Source organism: Collinsella sp. SGI.184 (genome assembly GCF_050313415.1).
Lineage (GTDB): Bacteria > Actinomycetota > Coriobacteriia > Coriobacteriales > Coriobacteriaceae > Collinsella.
This window is the reverse complement of sequence record NZ_JBNPLJ010000024.1, coordinates 1-15,929: the sequence shown is the minus strand read 5'-3', so window position 1 is coordinate 15,929 and position 15,929 is coordinate 1. Positions and strand designations below refer to the sequence as shown.

Sequence of the window (15,929 nt, the reverse complement as noted above, 5' to 3'; positions counted from 1 at the left end):
GGAATACATGAACAAAATGGCTGACGTTATGGGTAGGGTTTGGAGTCGGACGCTTTACCGTGCAATGCGTTCCTGTCAACGTGCCAAGGCGCTGGTGCAGGAGGAAAGCGCGCAGGGTACCACCGAGTACGCCATCTTGGTCGGCGTGCTCGTGGTAATCGCGATCATTGCCATCGTTGCATTTAAGGGCAACGTCGAAAAGCTATGGAACGCGATCAAAGACGGCATCAACAGCCTGTAGAAGGCGGGCATTCTGTTGGCGTGCTGCTGGTGCTCGCTTGCCTGATTGTGGCGATAGCGGCGACGCTCTGGGGGCTGAATGCCGTGCGACAGCAGCGTTCTGGGGTCGTCGCGGATGGGAGCTCGCGCGCGGTGGCGCCTCCCGATGACAAAGCGCGGGACACGGCCGACAGGGATGCCGCCGTCACGGCACAAACTTTTCTGCGCGCCCTCGACGAACGGGCGGATGCTGCGGCGGGTCCATCTGAGGACAACGCAGTCGCAGTCCGGCTGACATGGGCCGAGGAGCGACCGATGACCGAGGCTGCCGCGGACCTGTTGCGTGTCTATCGCGAGGTGCCCACAGCCCAGCTCGCTCTAAGCGGTTACCTCGACATCAAGGGCAACGTATGGGGCGCCATCGTGCGCGATGGGCGCGGCTGGGTCGACATGGTGACGGTTGCCGCGGATGCCGGAGACGCCTCGTGCCGCTTACGCGCGGTGCGCTTGGTTCCGCAAGCATCGGGGTCAAAGGAGGGATCGTGAAATGCTTGACGTTTTGCGCGAGGAGTCTGCCCAATCGACCGTTGAGTACGCCATCGTCACCATGGCGCTGCTTTCCATCGTGCTGGCGATTGCGGGGCTTTGGCGCGCCGGCACCGACGGACGCTTGGCGGCGTTGGCTGCACGGGCGGCGTCCCATGGCGTCGCCTCGACATCGGTTATCGATGCCGCCGCAGGCGCCAAAGACATCGCGCTCTATTGATATCGCGCGCGAGGACCGGGCGCAGTCTACGGTCGAGGCCGCTTTTTTGCTGCCGACGTTTTTGACGCTCATCCTGCTTGCGCTGCAGCCGGTGTGCCTGCTCTATACGCGTGCGGTCATGGAGTCTGCCGCCGCCGAGACGGCGCGGCTCATGACCACGACGACGGCGGAGGACGACGACCTCAAGGAGTTTGCCCGCCGCCGTCTCGCCGCGGTGCCCGATGTCTCGATCTTTCACGCCGGCGGACCGTTGTCGTGGGATATCGAGCTTGGCCGAGCGGACGCAGGGGGCGTTTCGTCTGTATCTATCGCGGGTGATGTAAAGCCGCTGCCCGTGATCGGCGCGTTCGCGCAGGCCATGGGCAATGTGGGGGGAGGAAGAAATGTTGAGTTGAAAGTCGACGTTTCGTACCGATCGCGTCCCGGATGGCTGGAGGGAGACTATGATTCGTGGATTGCCGCGTGGGATTAGGCGTCGCCTGCTGCGAATGATGCGAGGGCTCGTGTGCCGTTGCCGGTCGAATGCCCGCCGCAAGCGGGGCGGCTTCATGGGCCGCTCCGGTATCGACTTGTTTATCGAGGACGGTGCCTACACTACGCTTTCTTCGGCGGTCGTCATACTTGTGGTGCTTACGCTGCTGTTTTCGTCGACGGCGGCGATATGGAGTATGTCGCGTGCCGGGGATACCCAGGTGGCGGCCGATAGCGGTGCTCTGGCAGGTGCCAACGTGATATCGTCCTACCATACAGCGGCCACGGTGGTGGATGCGAGCATTTTGAGCTTGGGCTTGGCGGGGTTTGCCACAATCGGCACCGGCTTGGTTGCCATGCTGGTGCCGGGTGGGAAAATAGCCGCAAGCGATATGGTCGATACCGGGATTGAGATTATTAAAACGCGCAATAGGTTTGCCAAAAGTGCGTCGGAGGGTTTGCAAAAAGTCGAAACGGCTCTGCCATATCTGGTTGCCGCGCGAGCTACGCAGGCTGTTTCGGCGCAGGATACCGATAACGTGACCTATACCGGCACAGCGCTCGCCGTGCCCAGGACATCGGAGTCGGACTTTGTTGCGCTCGAGGGGTCAGAAATCTCGACCGATGCCATTAAAAAGACGTCGGAAGATTTAGACCGCGCAGCTGTGGAGCTGCAGAAGGCCTCTGAGGATACGGCGAAGGCCAAAGAGCGCGCCTGGCTTGCGGACTGTGGCGGATCGGATGAGAATGCGATTGGCAAGTACTCATGTATGTGGGAGCGTGCGGGGAGCTTGGCAAAGCTATCGGGTGAACAAAACCGCCACTATACTTCGAGTATCGATTGGGAGCCGCAGATCGCCCTAAATCGTGCGAAGACCTATTACCGCCGGCGCCTGGCGAATGAAAGGCCGCTTGGTGGGGGTGTAGAGATGGAGGCGGAGTCTGTCGCGCGCAAAGCGTTTTACGCTTATGCAATCGAAGAACTCGATCACTCGTATATTAAAGATGATGGTGAAAAAATCTTACCCCAGATTCCATTCCTGCCACGCACTCCAGATGAGGTGAAGGGAACCCAGCTCTACACCGATGCCATGTGGCCTACGAGTGATATTGGTGGCAAGACATACCTGCACTATGGGACCGGATGCCCCAACTATAAGAATGGGTCGCCGGGCGGGTTGGCATCCGTCGTCGATTACGATGGCCACGATGTGTGCGAGGAGTGCCAATTTGACGTCGTTGACCTGGGTCGCGCCCTCATGCCTCCATCATTTATCGAAAACGGCTTCGAGTATCACTTTGACGAGTTTAAAAGGGCTCTGGAAGAATACGTCGAATGTCGCAACAAAGAGCTCGAGCTTATGCGTCAGACCGAGGACGAGGCCGATCGCGCGGGTAATGCGTTTGACCAGGCCATCAAGGCGCTTTCGGGCGAGCGGCCGCGTATCGCCCCGCCCGGCCGAAACGGCGTGGTCGCCTTTGCGGTCTCGGGCGATATGACCAGTCCCGGTAAGCTCGACTCTTCATTCAATAAGCCGGTTACGCTCGGCAGTCGCGGCGCAATCTCTGCCGCGGTCTTGGCTCCCGACAACGCGGCGGCGCAAAACAACGTGCTCTCGCGGTTTTTCTCGACACTGGAAGAGCGCTCGGGCGGCGTTGCCGGCGTACTCGATGGCGTCATGGATGTTTGGGGACGCCTGCTTGTGGGATACGGAGACATCCAAGGTTCGGCCGACGAACTTATGGACGAGATGATTAAAGACCTAGGAGGGGGCAGCGGCGCGTTGGGCTCCATTGCATCGTGGCTCGGCGATACCGTTTCGGCGTCCGTGGCGGCGCTGGGTTTGGAACCGTGCGACTTGCGCCTGCGAAAGCCGGTGCTGACCGATTCCGCTAACGTCATTAAGAGTCCGGGGTCTGACATTGCCGGTCTCTCTCAAGCGCAAGACAAACTGCGAAGTATTCCGTTGGGCGTGACCGATCCCAAGGCGCTTTGCGAGGCGTTGGAATATCAAGTCGAACGCACCATTAGCGGTACGGTGTTCACACTTGCGGAGATTCCTCTGCCCGGCGGCGGCTCCATCCCGCTCACCGTCGATGTCGCCACGCTGGTTGGCGCTCTGGGCGGTGGGTCGTAATGAGTATCCGCATGCGTCTGCGCGAGGAGCGCGCCCAGGCGACGGTCGAGATGGCCGTGGTCGCTCCCGTTTTGCTGGCGCTTGCGCTCATTGTGTACAACGTCATGGTCTTTGCCGGCGCCGTTGCGCGCTTCGATCGCGTGGTGCCCGATATCGTGCTGGCGCACGCCGTGGCGCCGGAAGGGGAGGGCGACAAGAGCTCTGCCGATGCCTCGGTGCGTGTCCAGTCCGAGATTCAGGCGGCTATGCAGGGCTATGATCTGCAGGTCGAGGTCTCGAGCGAGCAGAGCTCGGCGTCGTCTGACGGCGGCTTGCTCTCTCTGTCCGGGACGTTTAGGACCTATGCCTGCGTCATGTACTATGAGCCGTGGCCTAGATTGCTTAGCATTGCCGGCGTTTCTCTGGGGACGCCGGCGAAGCTGTCGCACGAGCGCGCGGTTACGGTCGATCCGTGGCGACCGGGGGTGGTCATGTGAGCGCCGTCTTGTCTTATATCGCCTACGCGCGTGCGCTCAATAGGCTCGGTTGGTCGCCGGCAGAGTTTATGGTGGCAGAATCGTTTGGCGCACGCTTGCGCGGCATGCTGGGCCGCGTGCCGATTACGGCTGACGGACTGCCGCTCGTCATGGCGTTTCCGTCCTGCTCTTCGGTCCACACCTGTTTTATGGCTTATCCCATCGACATTGCCTTTATTGATTGCAGCGGCAATATCCTTGCACGCTACGAAAATGTCCGCCCCTGGCGCATGTGCTCCTGTCCCGGTGCTTGGGCGGTGCTGGAACGCCCTTCAATCCTTGTATCGCCCGATGTCTTGCAACGAGTGCAGGCTTGAAGGCCCTGGGCGAAAAACTTCTTGCGGCCGGTTGATGTCTCTGACGTGCTGCTTTACAGAACCGAGGCGGCGTCCAAAAACTTTTTTCAAATTCTCGGTTGACCGGAGCGCGTCCTTGGTTATACTAATCAAGCCTTGAAACAAGGCACACCTCAAATGGCTGGGTAGCTCAGTTGGTAGAGCAGAGGACTGAAAATCCTCGTGTCAGGGGTTCGATTCCCTTCCCCGCCACCTTGAATTGACTAGGACCTCTGCAAAGAGGTCCTTTTCTTTTATGTAGCCCCCGCACGGAATCGAACCCCGCGAGGGCGCGGAGCTGAGGAAACGCGATAGCGTTTGCCAGCGTAGCTCGCAAGGCGCGCAAGCGCCGCAGCGGTCCGTCCGCGCAGCGCGCGGACGCGATTCCCTTCCCCGCCACCTTGAATTGACTAGGACCTCTGCAAAGGGGTCCTTTTCTTTTATGTGGACCCGCGGAAAACGCATCCCAGAATTTCAATCCTGAGCGGGATGCGCTTTCCGCTTTAGGGGCGCTTGGGAAAATGCGACCCGGAATGACGTGAAATTACGGGACATGCTTTCCGGTTGGGCCTGCTGGCGGAAAATGCATTCCATTATTGAGCAAAAAAACGGGATGCGCCTTCCGGCGCCTGCCTTCGGCGCGCGTGCACATCTTGGCGTACCATCTCGGGTGTGCCCGCCCAGACATTACTCCTACTTTTGCGCCACTTTGCAGACCGTTCGATCGGCTGTCCGTGTGCGCGGGTATACTCAAAACGATACTTTTCCTATGCAATACGATGCGGGTTCGCCCTGCACGATTCGAAGGGGGCCGTGATGGAGAGGATACTCGGCGTTAATCTCTCTGGCTGGTTTATTCCCGAGCCTTGGGTGACCCCGTCGCTGTACGCGGCGACAGGTGCGTCCAATGCGGCGGAACTGCAAGAAGCCATGGGCACTGCTGCCTATAACGAGCGCATGCGTCGCCATTATGAGACATTCGTAAGCGAAGATGATTTTCGCCGTATGGCGCAGATTGGTCTCAATGCCGTGCGTTTGCCGGTGCCCTGGTATGCCTTTGGCTCGCAGGAGTCCGATGCGTCCTACATTTCGGTTATCGACTACATTGACCGTGCAATTGAGTGGGCTGCGAAGTACGACATTCGCGTGCTGCTCGATCTAGCGACTGTGCCCGGTGGCCAGGGCGATTCCAACGATTCGCCCACCACGCCGGAGGCTGTTGCCGAGTGGCATTCGTCCACCAACGGTCGTCACGTTGCGCTCGACGTGCTGGAGCGTTTGGCCGATCGCTACGGCGAAGCCGAGAGCCTGCTGGGCATTGAGCTGCTGGATACGCCGCAGATGAGTGTCCGCAAGAGTCTCTTTACCATGACGGATGGCATTCCGGCGCACTACCTGCGCAACTTCTATCGCGATGCCTACGAGCTCGTCCGTTCGTATATGCCCGAGGATAAGATCGTCGTCTTCTCGTCGTCGGGACATCCCGGCGAGTGGAAGCATTTTATGCGCGGCGCCAAGTACAAGAACGTCTACATGGACCTTCACCTGTACCATTACCGCGACGAGCATGCGCTCGACATCACGAGCCCCCGCGGGCTGACGACGGCGATTTCGCGTAACAAGCGCGAGCTTAAAGAAGCGATTTCAACTGGGTTCCCCGTGCTGGTGGGCGAATGGTCGGGCGCGGCGATCTTTGCCAACTCGTCGGTTACGCCCGAGGGCCGCAATGCCTACGAGCGCGTGTTTATCGCCAATCAGCTGGCTTCGTTTGCGCCGGCTGCCGGTTGGTTCTTCCAAACGTGGAAGACCGAGAAACGCATCGCAGCATGGGACGCCCGCGCGGCGCTCGGTACGCTCGAGCGCGGCATGATTGAATAGGTTGATATGACGCAAAACAGCGCCCATACGGGCAAACTCTATGTGGTCGGAACACCCATCGGCAACCTGGGCGACCTGTCTCCGCGCGTTGGCGAGGCGTTTGCCGCCGCCGATGCGATCTGCTGCGAGGACACGCGTGTGACGTCAAAGCTGCTGATGCATCTGGGCATTTCCAAGCCGCTTGTCCGTTGCGACGAGAATGTGATCGCCAGCCGCGCCGCCGGCCTGGTTGACCGCCTGCTGGCGGGTGAGACCCTTGCTTTTGCCTCGGATGCCGGCATGCCGAGCGTGTCCGATCCCGGCCAAGCGCTGGTCGAGGCGGCGCGTGAGGCCGATGTGCCCGTCGAAGTTATTCCCGGGCCCTCTGCTTGCGTCACAGCGCTCGTTTCGTCTGGTATTCCCTGCGAGCATTTTTTCTTCGAGGGCTTTTTGGGCCGAAAGCACGGCGACCGCGTGCGCCGTTTGCAGCGCCTTGCCGTGGTGCCCGGCGCGCTCATCTTCTACGAGTCTCCACATCGCATCGTGGCGACGCTCGAGGCCGTGGCGGAGGTCTTTCCCCAGCGTGAGGTTGCCGTCTGCCGCGAACTCACCAAGCTGCACGAGGAGGTCTTGCGCGGGCCCGCCGCCCAGCTTGCCGAGGGGCTGCGTGCTCGCGGCGAAGTAAAGGGCGAGATTGCGCTGGTCATTGCGCCACCGAGTGAAGATGAGGAGGCCGGCATTGTGCCGGTTGGCGCAGCGGCAGCGGATCCCGACGAGGCCCTGCGCGAGGATATCCGCGTCGCGCTCGAGGAGGGGGAGCCCGCCTCTGCGGTGGCCAAGCGCCTGTCTCAGAAGTATTCACGCCGCAAACGCGATGTCTATGCCATGGTGCTCAATATGCAATAGATGGAGGATATCCAGCCCTTGCGTTAGAATCATCCCCTGTATGCAACGTTTTTCTGGAGGACAAACCCCATGGATCAAAGCAAGCCTTCGTTCTTTATCACGACGCCCATCTACTACGTCAATGCCGATCCGCATCTGGGCACGGCTTATTCCACCATCATCGCCGACGTCCAGGCTCGCTATCGCCGCTCCGCCGGCTATAACGTCAAGTTCCTGACCGGCATGGACGAGCACGGCGAGAAGGTCGCCGAGGCCGCAGCCAAGCATGGCATGACGCCGCAGGAGTGGACCGACAGCCAGGCTCCGCACTTCAAGGAGCTTTGGAGCAAACTCGAGATCTCCAACGACGACTTCATCCGCACCACCGAGCCGCGCCAGCATCATGCGGTGCAGTATCTGTGGGAGCGCATGAAGGAGTCTGGCTACCTGTATAAGGGCAGCTACGACGGTTGGTACTGTGTGCCTGACGAGACTTACTTTACCGACACGCAGGTCCAGAAGGGTGACGAGGAGTACGGCAGCGTCGGCCAGCACCTGTGCCCCGACTGTCATCGTCCGCTCGAGCGCGTGCAGGAGGAGTCCTACTTCTTCAAGCTTTCCGCTTTCCAGGACAAGCTGCTCAAGCTCTATGACGAGCATCCCGATTTCGTCGAGCCTGCATTCCGCATGAACGAGGTGCGTAGCTTTGTCGAGGGCGGCCTCAACGACCTTTCCGTGAGCCGTACGAGCTTTGACTGGGGCATCCAGGTTCCGTTCGATGAGGGCCATGTGACCTATGTGTGGTTCGACGCGCTGCTCAACTACATGACGGCTGTCGGCTACGGTGTCGACACCGACGAGGCCCGTGCCGAGCTGGCCTATCGCTGGCCTGCGCAGTTCCACATTGTGGGCAAGGACATCATTCGCTTCCACTGCGTCATTTGGCCCGCTATGCTCATGGCCATTGGCGAGGCTCTGCCCGAGCACGTCTTTGCCCACGGCTTCCTGACCGTGCGCAATGCCGAGACTGGCAAGGCCGAGAAGATGTCCAAGAGCCGTGGCAACGCCATTGCCCCGCAGGATGTTATCGACATGCTGGGCGTCGAGGGTTATCGCTACTACTTTATGACCGACGTGGCCCCCGGCACCGACGGCGCTATCAGCTTCGATCGCATGGAGCAGGTCTACAACGCCGATCTCGCTAACAGCTGGGGCAACCTCATCTCGCGTTCGCTCAACATGAGCGGCAAGTACTTTGACGGTTGCGCGCCCGCCAAGCCCGCATCGTTCGATGCGTTCGATAACCCGCTGGCAAAGATTGCCGATGGCCTGGCCGAGCGCTACATGGCCAAGATGGACGTGCTCGATTACGGTGGAGCCAAAGACGAGGTTATGGAGCTCATCCACGCCGCCAACCACTACATCGAGGACTCCGAGCCCTGGGCACTTGCCAAGGACGAGGCCAAGGCCGACGAGCTGGCGTTTGTGATCTACAACCTCCTCGAGGCCATCCGCATTGCCGCTCACCTGCTGATGCCGCTCATGCCCCAGACTTCTACCGAGGCCCTGCGCCGCCTGTCGTGCGAGGACGAGGCCGCGAGCGACGACCTCAAGGGCATTTGCGCTTGGGGTCTGCTTGCCGGTGGTCAGCCCGTCGAGAAGGGTGAGCCGCTGTTCCCGCGTCTGGGTTAAGACGCCGCGCGCCATATCGGCAATCTGCTGTTTAGGTGTAAGGGCATGGCCGCAACGGTCCATGCCCTTTTGTTTCAAGACGCCGCCACCATGCTAAGGAGGCAACTATGACAACTTCGCCTTTGGCAAACCCCACGGCAACAAGGGAGCTGCTGGAGGAGTTTGGCCTTGCGACCAAGCATCGCCTGGGCCAGAACTTCCTGATCGAAAACCATGTGATCGAGCGTATTTGCGAGCTTTCCGAACTTGCGGGCGATGAGCGCGTGCTCGAGGTTGGTCCGGGCGTTGGAACGCTCACGCTTGCGCTGCTTCAGGAGGCGGCGTGCGTCACGTCGATTGAGGCCGATCCCGAGCTCGAGCCGGTGCTCGATGCCCATGCCGCCGACTATGCCAACTTCCGCTTTATCATGGGCGACGCGCTCAAGGTGTGCCCGGAGCAGATTGAGCAGGCCGCGGGCGGTGAGCCGACGGTATTTGTCGCGAACTTGCCCTATAACGTGGCGGCGACGATCATTCTGCAGTTCTTCCAGACGATGCCCGCGCTCAAACGCGCCGTCGTCATGGTTCAAAAGGAGGTTGCCGATCGCATTGCCGCAACGCCGGGCAACAAGACCTACGGCGGCTATACGGCAAAGCTCGGCCTGTATGCGCAGGTGACGGGTCGCTTTGAGGTGCCGCCGCGCTGCTTTATGCCGGCGCCGCATGTGGATTCGGCCGTCGTGCGCATCGACCGTGTCGACGGCGTAGCGCCCGAGGGGCTTGATCGCGAGTTTGTGGCCCGCGTGATTGACGCTGCGTTTGCTCAGCGTCGCAAGACCATCCGCAATTCCATGAGCGCCAACGGCTTTGCCAAGGACGCGCTCGATGCCGCCTTTGAGGCTTGCGGCATCGCGCCCACCACACGCGCCGAGACGCTTGGCGTTGCCGATTTTGTCCGTCTGGCTCAGGAGCTAATCCATGATGCCTAATGACGAGCGCGTGACGTTTACCAAGAAAAAGAAAACGGTTGCTTGCCCTGTGCCCTTGGCGCCGCTTGCCGATACGCATGCGCACTTGCTCTCGTTTTGGGGCAAGGAAGTACCCGAGACGCTTGTGCGCGCCAAGGCTGCAGGCGTCGACCTGTTGGTGACGATCTTTGATCCCATTGCCGACAAACGCAGCGTGACGGACTATAGCGACTGGCTGGTGCGCGAGATTTTGCCGATGTGCGAGATTCCGCAGATAAAGTATCTCACCGGTGTGCACCCCTATGGCGCGCCGGACTATACCGATGACATTCATGCACAGGTCGTTGCTGCGCTTGATGATCCCTTATGCGTCGGTATCGGCGAGATCGGTCTGGACTACCACATGGATTACGACGACGACATCGCGCCGGCGCCCCACAGCGTGCAGATTGACTGCATGGCACGTCAGCTCGAAGTTGCCGTACGCCGCAATGTGCCGGTGGAGTTGCATCTGCGCCACGAGGACGCGGATGGGGAGCGCTCCTCGCATGTGGATGCGTACAACGTGCTGCGCGAGGTGGGTGTGCCCCAGGCCGGTTGCGTGCTGCACTGCTTTGGCGAGGATCGCGCCACGATGGAGCGCTTTGTGGGTTTGGGCTGCTATATCGCCTATGGCGGCGCGGCCACCTTTAAGCGCAACAATGATGTGCGCGAGGCATTTGCGTCAACCCCGCTCGATCGAATTTTGTTCGAGACGGATTGTCCCTATATGGCTCCGGAGCCCATTCGCGGTCTTGAGTGTGAGCCGGCAATGATTTCCATCACGGCAAACGCGCTGGTTAACGACCGTGTCGATCGTACCGGCGAGAACGCCGAGGCAATCGCTCGAGCCGCCTGGGAAAATGCCCGCAAACTTTTTCAAAAATAGTTCTTGCGTTCACGGTGGCGCTCCGTTATTCTAATTCCTGCACGCGGGCGTGGCGGAATTGGCAGACGCGTACGGTTCAGGTCCGTATGGGGGCAACCCCATGAAGGTTCAAGTCCTTTCGCCCGCACCATTGATTGAAAGAGCTCCCAGCAATGGGAGCTTTTTTGTTATGGGCCCATCGCAGGGACTTGAACCTGCGAAGGAGCGAGCGTCAAGAAAACGCGGAGCGTTTTTAGCGAGCTGGCGAGTCCGCCGGCAGGCGGGCGAAGCCGGTGCGGATCCGCGCAGCGGATACGCGGACGTCCTTTCGCCCGCACCATTGATTGAAAGAGCTCCCAGCAATGGGAGCTTTTTTGTTATGGGCCTCCTGATGGTGTCACATGGCTGCTTTGTGCGGGTATCCTAGTGCCAACGTGTGCCCATCGGAGGAGAGACCATGCTGTTATCCGGTATTATCGCTGCCCTTACGAGCCTTCTACTTCCCATCATCATTTTGTTGCTACTGCTTCCCAACGCCTGCTATGTCGTTGAACAGCAGCATGCTGTGATCATCGAGCGCCTGGGCAAGTTTAACCGCATCGTCAACGCGGGTTTCCACATGAAGGTGCCCGTGATCGACCGCAAGGCCGCCACGGTGAGTCTGCGCACCATGAAAAACGGTTTTGGGATCGACGTTAAGACCCAGGACAACGTGACTATCGGCCTTGAGGTCTCTGCTCAGTACCACGTGAGCTATGACATGGGAGCCGGCCCGGCAGATTCGGGCATCTACAAGAGCTACTACATGCTGCAGGAGCCCGTCGACCAGATGCGCGACTTCATTACCGATGCCCTGCGCTCTTCCATCCCTGTCTATACCCTTGATGAGGTCTTTGCCAAGAAGGATGACATCGCCAAGGACGTCAACGCCACCGTATCCGAGCAGATGGCCGCCTACGGCTTTACCCTCGTGTCGACGCTCATCACCAAGATCGCGCTGCCGACCGAGGTCGAGAACTCTATGAATGACATCAACGCCGCCCAGCGTAAGCGCGCTGCTGCGCAGGAGCTCGCTGAGGCCGACCGCATCAAGCGCGTTACCGAGGCGACCGCCGAAGCCGAGGCAATGGAAAAGGCTGGCGAAGGCATCGCCAACCAGCGCAAGGCCATCGCGCTGGGTATCAAGGATTCGCTCGAGATTATCCAGGAGACGGGCGTCGGCAACGATGAGGCCAACCAGCTGTTCATGTTTACGCAATGGTCCGAGATGATGACGGAGTTCGCTCGCACGGGTAAAACATCGACGGTCGTGCTGCCGAGCGACTTTTCGCAGTCGGCCTCTATGTTCGAGCAGATGCTGACCGCCGGCAAAGTTCAAAACGATTCGAAGGAGTAGGCGCGCGTGAAGTGCACCGTTGTATGCGTCGGTAAGCTCAAAGAGCGTTTTTGGAAGGATGCCTGCGCCGAGTACACCAAGCGCCTGGGCGCCTATGCCAAGGTGGATATGCGTGAGGTGGCCGATATCGACCCGGCCAAGGCGGGCGGCGTGGATGCCGCGCGCGACAAGGAGGGAGCGGCGATTCTTGCAGCCCTGCCGCCCCGAGCGCATGTGATCCTGTTGGCCATTGAGGGCAAAGAGCGCTCGAGTGAGGAACTCTCGGCGCGGCTCGATGATCTTATGTTGCGAGGCAACAGCGACATCGCCTTTGTGATTGGCGGATCGGACGGCGTGAGCGACGATGTTCGCTCACGAGCTGACGAAATGCTCAGCTTTGGACGCATTACCTTGCCGCATAACTTGGCGCGCGTGGTGCTGCTGGAGCAGGTCTACCGCGCCTGCAAGATTAGCCGTGGCGAGCCGTATCACAAATAGGTCGGCAATACGAAACAATGCCGTGGGACAATAGCTCTCGATTTGAAGAACCTGTCTGAGAGGACTATGAGATATGAAGATTGGATTTGTCGGTTTTGGCAATATGGCGAGCGCTATGGCCGATGGCTGGATTGCCGCCGGTGTGGCTGCGAGCGACATGTGTGCCTGCGCGGGCCGCTACGATGCCCTGGTTGAGCGCTGTGAGGCGCGTGGGATACTTGCCTGTCGTGATGCGGCGGAGGTTGTCGCTGTATCCGATATCGTGGTTGCTGCGGTCAAGCCGTACATGATCGAGAAGGTCTTCGCTCCGCTCAAGGATACTCTTGCCGATAAGGTCGTCCTTTCGGTCGCCTGGACTTGGGACAGTGTCAAGTGGGAGCAGGTTCTGCCGGGTGTCGCGCACATCTCGACGGTCCCCAATACACCGGTTTCGGTGGGCGAGGGCGTCATCGCCTGCGAGAAGTCCTCTACGCTCAACGGCGAGCAGCGTGCCGTGGTGCTCGACCTGCTCGGAAAGATTGGCACTGTCGTTGAGCTCGATACGAGCTTGCTGTTTGTGGGCGGTACCGTGGGCGGTTGCGCCCCGGCATTTGTTGCCATGGCGATTGAGGCCCTGGGCGACGCGGCCGTCAAGCACGGCATTCCGCGCGCCGACGCCTATCGCATTGTGAGCCAGATGGTTCTGGGTACGGCGAAACTGCAGCTTGCAACTGGGCAGCATCCTGCGGCGATGAAGGATGCCGTGTGCTCGCCCGGCGGCGCAACCATCAAGGGCGTCGTCGCGCTCGAGGACGCCGGCATGCGCAGCGCCCTGGTCAAGGCCATCGACGCCACCCTTCAGTAAACCTGCCATTTAGGGACAGGTTTATTTTGGCAGGTTTTTCCTGCGGTTTTATCTCTATAGCGAAAAGCGCCCCGCAACCGGGTTGATACCGGTTGCGGGGTGCTTGCGTTTGCCCAGATAAAACCGACCAAAATAAACCTGTCCCTAAATGGCAGGTTAGTCCCAGAAGCTGTCTTGATCTTCTTCGGATTTGGGCCCGCGGTCGACGTAGAGCTTATGGGTGCGCTTCTCCATTACAAAGGCAAGAATCGCAAACAGCAGGATGCCGCCGGCGAAAAGGATGGCAAAACCGGTGCGGGTGCCAAACAAAAAGGAAAAAACTGCGTCCATTGGGTGCCTTCTTGCGTAGTTGAGTTGGGTCGTAAACGCTCATAAGTATATACTTGCCCATACATGTACAAGGTTGCAACCTAAATGGAATGTATATCGCCGGAGGATCTAATGCTTGATATCAAGTTTGTTCGCGAGAACCCCGATGCCATCGATACCGCCATGGCTAACCGCCAGACGTCTTGGGATCGCGAGAAGTTCTTTGAGCTCGACGATGAGCGTCGTGCCGTCATCACCGAGGTCGAGGAGCTCCAGGCCACGCGTAATGCCGAGTCCAAGAAGATCGGCGCCCTGATGAAGGAGGGCAAGAAGGACGAGGCCGAGGCCGCCAAGGAGGCCGTGCGCGCCGTCAACGAGAAGATCGACGGTCTGGCCGAGCGCCGCACCGCTCTCGAGCAGGAGCAGTACGACTTTATGGCTCACCTGCCCAACATTCCTTGCGAGGCCACCCCGTACGGCAAGGACGAGGACGGGAACATCGAGCGCCGTCGTTGGGGCACCCCGCGCGTGTTCGACTTCGACTTTAAACCGCACTGGGATCTGGGCACCGACCTCGACATCCTCGACTTCGAGCGCGGCAACAAGCTCTCCGGTAGCCGCTTCACCGTTCTCGGTGGCGCCGGCGCCCGTCTGGAGCGCGCCCTCATCAACTTCTTCCTCGATACGCACACCAGCCGTGGTTTTAAGGAGTGGTGGCCGCCCATCGTCGTCAAGCGCCAGACCATGTTTGGCACGGGCCAGCTGCCCAAGTTCGAGGACGACGCCTATCATGTCTCGGGCGATAACTTCCTGATCCCCACCGCCGAGGTCGTGCTTACCAACCTGCACGCCGGCGAGGTTCTCGATGCCGACACCCTGCCGCGCCGCTACACCGCCTTCACCCCCTGCTTCCGCGAGGAGGCCGGCTCCGCTGGTCGCGACACCCGCGGCATCATCCGCCAGCACGAGTTCGACAAGGTCGAGATGGTCAAGTTTGCCAAGCCGGAGGAGTCCGACGAGGAGCTCGAGAGCATGACCGCCGAGGCCGAGTTCCTGCTTCAGCAGCTGGGTCTTCCGTATCGCGTGATTAGCCTGTGCACCGGCGACCTGGGCTTCTCTGCCCGTCAGACCTACGACATCGAGGTCTGGCTGCCGAGCTACAACGCCTACAAGGAGATTAGCTCCTGCTCCAACTGCGGCGACTTCCAGGCTCGCCGCGCCAACATCAAGTATCGCGATCCCGAGAACTTCAAGGGCTCGCGCTACCTGCACACCCTTAACGGTTCCGGTCTGCCGGCTGGCCGCACTATGGCCGCCATTCTGGAGAACTACCAGAACGCCGACGGCACCATTACGATCCCCGAGGTTCTGCGTCCTTACATGGGCGGCCTCGAGAAGATCGAGCCGGTCGCGTAGGTTTGCTGCATAAGCGATTTTCGGGGGCGCCCCTATCCGGGGCGCCTTTTTTGTGCGCGGAGCCTTACCATGCCGCGCGGACAGCTCAATAGAAAATACACGAACAAATGTTCTGTATACGGTCGTCTACCTGCTATGCTTTTACTAGATACGAGCGAGAGAAGGGGATGTGATGGACCTGTTTGATGAGCGGGTAGTTTTGTTTGAGAGCGATGAAGGTGGGGAGCACCTGCTAGTTACGTGTGAGCCATCGGGTATGGGTGGCTTGGTGGTGAGGCAAACGAGCGAGGGTCCGTTGACCCAATGGTGCTTTGAGGAGTCACCACATGTAGTTGAGACCTTTGTGACGCACAAAGGGCTTACAACACTCGAACGGTTCTATGGAGTCGGGACTTCTAACCAGGTGGCACGCATGCTGAGTATCTCGTTTGCCGAGTATGATTGCGCCCAGCGGGTGCGCTCGCTATTGAGGGATCTCGGTGTTGGGTTCGATGTGGTTGAAAAGCCGATCGATCGTATGGGAAACGGTGATACATGCGGAGCTGCATGAGGAAAATGGTCTAGAAAAAAATCAAGATTGTGCTTGACTCCAATTAACTAAAATGGTTTCATATGTCTTGCGCTGCGGCGTTACCTCAGCTGGATAGAGGGTCTGACTACGAATCAGAACGTCATAGGTTCGAATCCTATACGCCGCACCAATCGAACTTGAAGCCTCCGGCAACGGGGGCTTTTCTTTTTTGGAAGCCATGCAC

General features: G+C 59.7%; 18 protein-coding genes and 3 tRNA genes. 20 read left to right on the top strand and 1 reads right to left on the bottom strand.

Annotation, left to right across the window (positions count from 1 at the left end; genetic code table 11):
• The first annotated feature begins 7 nt into the window (after positions 1 to 7).
• The 17 genes from ACQRAJ_RS08055 to proC all read left to right on the top strand — a co-directional run bounded on the left by ACQRAJ_RS08055 (position 8) and on the right by proC (position 13,449).
• Entirely contained in the window at positions 8 to 241 is a 234-nt protein-coding gene (locus ACQRAJ_RS08055; RefSeq protein WP_427719148.1) for a hypothetical protein, read from the top strand.
• Positions 242 to 534: 293 nt separating this feature from the next.
• Positions 535 to 765 carry a hypothetical protein gene (locus ACQRAJ_RS08050; protein WP_154517646.1) on the top strand — a complete coding sequence of 77 codons (231 nt, stop codon included), beginning with the start codon at positions 535 to 537 and terminating at the stop codon, positions 763 to 765.
• 1 nt (position 766) lies between these two features.
• Complete coding sequence (locus ACQRAJ_RS08045; RefSeq protein ID WP_154517649.1) at positions 767 to 985, top strand: hypothetical protein; 219 nt, start codon at positions 767 to 769, stop codon at positions 983 to 985.
• The gene (locus ACQRAJ_RS08040) at positions 948 to 1,457 is read left to right on the top strand and encodes a TadE/TadG family type IV pilus assembly protein (protein ID WP_427748307.1); all 510 of its coding nucleotides are present in this window, start codon (positions 948 to 950) and stop codon (positions 1,455 to 1,457) included. Before ACQRAJ_RS08045 ends, ACQRAJ_RS08040 begins: the two co-directional genes overlap by 38 nt.
• The gene (locus ACQRAJ_RS08035) at positions 1,429 to 3,594 is read left to right on the top strand and encodes a hypothetical protein (protein WP_427728417.1); all 2,166 of its coding nucleotides are present in this window, start codon (positions 1,429 to 1,431) and stop codon (positions 3,592 to 3,594) included. Before ACQRAJ_RS08040 ends, ACQRAJ_RS08035 begins: the two co-directional genes overlap by 29 nt.
• Complete coding sequence (locus ACQRAJ_RS08030) at positions 3,594 to 4,070, top strand: hypothetical protein (protein ID WP_427748306.1); 477 nt, start codon at positions 3,594 to 3,596, stop codon at positions 4,068 to 4,070. Before ACQRAJ_RS08035 ends, ACQRAJ_RS08030 begins: the two co-directional genes overlap by 1 nt.
• Positions 4,067 to 4,426: a DUF192 domain-containing protein gene (locus tag ACQRAJ_RS08025; RefSeq protein ID WP_427748305.1), complete on the top strand. Its 360-nt coding sequence runs from the start codon at positions 4,067 to 4,069 to the stop codon at positions 4,424 to 4,426. Before ACQRAJ_RS08030 ends, ACQRAJ_RS08025 begins: the two co-directional genes overlap by 4 nt.
• A 158-nt stretch (positions 4,427 to 4,584) precedes the next feature.
• Positions 4,585 to 4,657: transfer RNA gene (locus ACQRAJ_RS08020), tRNA-Phe, on the top strand.
• Between the two features lie 603 nt (positions 4,658 to 5,260).
• Complete coding sequence (locus ACQRAJ_RS08015) at positions 5,261 to 6,322, top strand: glycoside hydrolase family 5 protein (protein ID WP_427728410.1); 1,062 nt, start codon at positions 5,261 to 5,263, stop codon at positions 6,320 to 6,322.
• Between the two features lie 6 nt (positions 6,323 to 6,328).
• A complete protein-coding gene (gene rsmI, locus ACQRAJ_RS08010; protein WP_427748304.1) occupies positions 6,329 to 7,207 on the top strand; it encodes a 16S rRNA (cytidine(1402)-2'-O)-methyltransferase in 879 nt (292 codons plus the stop codon).
• 69 nt (positions 7,208 to 7,276) lie between these two features.
• Positions 7,277 to 8,878, top strand: a complete 1,602-nt coding sequence (gene metG / locus ACQRAJ_RS08005; protein ID WP_427748303.1) for a methionine--tRNA ligase — start codon at positions 7,277 to 7,279, stop codon at positions 8,876 to 8,878.
• A 107-nt stretch (positions 8,879 to 8,985) separates the two neighbouring features.
• Positions 8,986 to 9,846: a 16S rRNA (adenine(1518)-N(6)/adenine(1519)-N(6))-dimethyltransferase RsmA gene (gene rsmA / locus ACQRAJ_RS08000; RefSeq protein ID WP_427748302.1), complete on the top strand. Its 861-nt coding sequence runs from the start codon at positions 8,986 to 8,988 to the stop codon at positions 9,844 to 9,846.
• Entirely contained in the window at positions 9,836 to 10,753 is a 918-nt protein-coding gene (locus ACQRAJ_RS07995) for a TatD family hydrolase (RefSeq protein WP_427728401.1), read from the top strand. The genes rsmA and ACQRAJ_RS07995 overlap by 11 nt, the downstream gene beginning before the upstream one ends.
• A 43-nt stretch (positions 10,754 to 10,796) precedes the next feature.
• Positions 10,797 to 10,883 (top strand) — tRNA-Leu (locus ACQRAJ_RS07990).
• 306 nt (positions 10,884 to 11,189) lie between these two features.
• Positions 11,190 to 12,128: an SPFH domain-containing protein gene (locus ACQRAJ_RS07985; protein WP_117848150.1), complete on the top strand. Its 939-nt coding sequence runs from the start codon at positions 11,190 to 11,192 to the stop codon at positions 12,126 to 12,128.
• A gap of 6 nt (positions 12,129 to 12,134) precedes the next feature.
• Complete coding sequence (rlmH, locus tag ACQRAJ_RS07980) at positions 12,135 to 12,605, top strand: 23S rRNA (pseudouridine(1915)-N(3))-methyltransferase RlmH (protein WP_370450649.1); 471 nt, start codon at positions 12,135 to 12,137, stop codon at positions 12,603 to 12,605.
• A 73-nt stretch (positions 12,606 to 12,678) separates the two neighbouring features.
• Positions 12,679 to 13,449 (top strand): pyrroline-5-carboxylate reductase, encoded by a 771-nt coding sequence (gene proC / locus ACQRAJ_RS07975; protein WP_427748301.1) that lies wholly within the window; start codon positions 12,679 to 12,681, stop codon positions 13,447 to 13,449.
• Positions 13,450 to 13,605: 156 nt separating this feature from the next.
• Here the strand turns inward: proC and ACQRAJ_RS07970 are convergent, their stop codons facing one another.
• Complete coding sequence (locus ACQRAJ_RS07970; RefSeq protein WP_195838594.1) at positions 13,606 to 13,779, bottom strand: DUF6724 family protein; 174 nt, start codon at positions 13,777 to 13,779, stop codon at positions 13,606 to 13,608.
• Positions 13,780 to 13,890: 111 nt separating this feature from the next.
• Here ACQRAJ_RS07970 and serS point away from each other — a divergent pair, with 111 nt between their 5' ends.
• From serS to ACQRAJ_RS07955, 3 genes are all read left to right on the top strand, one after another.
• Positions 13,891 to 15,174 (top strand): serine--tRNA ligase, encoded by a 1,284-nt coding sequence (serS, locus tag ACQRAJ_RS07965; protein WP_427748300.1) that lies wholly within the window; start codon positions 13,891 to 13,893, stop codon positions 15,172 to 15,174.
• A 172-nt stretch (positions 15,175 to 15,346) separates the two neighbouring features.
• Entirely contained in the window at positions 15,347 to 15,724 is a 378-nt protein-coding gene (locus ACQRAJ_RS07960; RefSeq protein ID WP_427729165.1) for a hypothetical protein, read from the top strand.
• A 74-nt stretch (positions 15,725 to 15,798) separates the two neighbouring features.
• Positions 15,799 to 15,875 (top strand) — tRNA-Arg (locus ACQRAJ_RS07955).
• The last annotated feature ends 54 nt before the right edge of the window (positions 15,876 to 15,929 follow it).